At 65.1% G+C, this 1,510-nt stretch carries 1 protein-coding gene; it reads right to left on the reverse strand.

Annotated features, from left to right (window positions below; genetic code table 11):
• Nucleotides 1-195 precede the first annotated feature (195 nt).
• Entirely contained in the window at nucleotides 196-969 is a 774-nt protein-coding gene (locus GGR48_RS17840) for an SDR family oxidoreductase (protein ID WP_183953184.1), read from the reverse strand.
• Between the last annotated feature and the right edge of the window lie 541 nt (nucleotides 970-1,510).

Raw genomic sequence — 1,510 nt, forward strand, 5'->3', positions numbered from 1 at the left:
ATCCTGCCCCCGCAACCATCACACCACACGCAAACACAGCCCCAGCCCCGTAGCATCGCCGCTCCGGGGCTTTCTTGCGTTCTGTCACTCACCCACTAGGCGGGGGGGGTGTGATAGTGCTCTCATGGCGGACGCGCCGAACGCTGGTGGCATATAAATACCAGCGCTCGGCCGTGTCCAGTGATGGGGCTAGCGTCAGTTGCCGCCGGCCTTGCGCTGCTCGGCCGCGCGCTTGGTCAGCATTTCGAGCGTTTCGTCGAATTTGCCTCGGCGTTCGGCTTGACGGAAATCCAAGACCTCATCGACCAGTATCTCCGACGGGGTCGGTTGTTGGGCGAATTGCGCGGCGACCGCATCGGCGAAGGCGTCGAGCGGCATATAGCCGGGGCGGTTGGCTTGGCCCGGCGTCAGGTCGGTCTGCACACCCGGCGGAGCCAGTTCGATGACTTCGACCTTGCCTTCCAACTGCGTTCGCAGCGAGACGGTGTAGGAATGCATCGCCGCCTTGGTCGCCGAATAGGTCGGTGCGGCTACCAGCGGTACGAAGGCCAGGCCGGAGGTAACGTTGACAATCGCCGCATCCGGCTGGTCGACAAGGTGATCGATCAGCGCGTTGGTCAAGCGGATCGGGCCGAGGACGTTGATGGCGAGCGTGGCTTCGGCATCGGACAGGTCGCGGCGGCCGGTCAGGTCTTCGAACTTCATGATCCCGGCATTATTGAACAGCACGTTCAAAGCGGGAAAGTCGTCGACGATCTTCTTCGCGAAGGCGTCGACGGCAGCGACGTTCTCGACGTCCAGCACGGCGGTATGGATTCGTTCACGCCCCTTAGCCGCGCGGTGCAGGGCCTCTTGCCGACGGCCGGCGATGATGACCGTATCGCCGCGATCATGAAAGCGGTGGGCGAGTGCCTCGCCGATCCCGCTGCCGCCGCCGGTCATCAGGATCGTATTGCCATGGGTTTTCATGGGTGGTTCTCCAAGTCGTAAGCCCTGATCGGCTCGGCAAAGGTGGAGCCGGATCAAGAACTTCGAAGCAGCCAAACGCCGGACGATCGCGCTTGATCCTTTGCTCAGGGGCAATCAGAGCGACGCTCTATTCGTTCCGCCCTTTCAGATGGTAAGGCCGCTTCTTGCCAACCGACTTGCCTGAAACGGCGAAGGGGTGTCGGGCTGACTTCGCAGACGTTCGACTTTCGTCCCATCTTGGCTTTGCGGATGGCCTTTGCGGGCATCACACTGTCCGGCGTGGGCGCAAATGCCGACAGGTGTCGTAATCGCGCTCTATAGCAGGATGATATGAAGTGAACCCACTCCTCCCCTTCAGGGGAGGGGCCGGGGGTGGGGCGCTTCCCCAGGCGAACAGTTCGCGGCGAGGGGGGGCCCCCCCCCCCCCCCCCCCCGGGGGGGGGGGGGGGGGGGGGGGGGGGGGGGGGGGGGGGCGGCGGGCGGGGGGGGGCGGGGGGGGAAAAAAACCACCGAGGGGGGGGGGGGGGCGCGCCCGCCGGCA

It is taken from the genome of Sphingomonas pseudosanguinis, assembly GCF_014196255.1.
Taxonomy (GTDB): domain Bacteria; phylum Pseudomonadota; class Alphaproteobacteria; order Sphingomonadales; family Sphingomonadaceae; genus Sphingomonas; species Sphingomonas pseudosanguinis.

Coding starts and splice junctions, on each gene's coding strand:
- GGR48_RS17840 (WP_183953184.1), bottom strand. CDS start 969: ATGAAAACCCATGGCAATACGATCCTGATGACCGGCGGCGGCAGCGGG.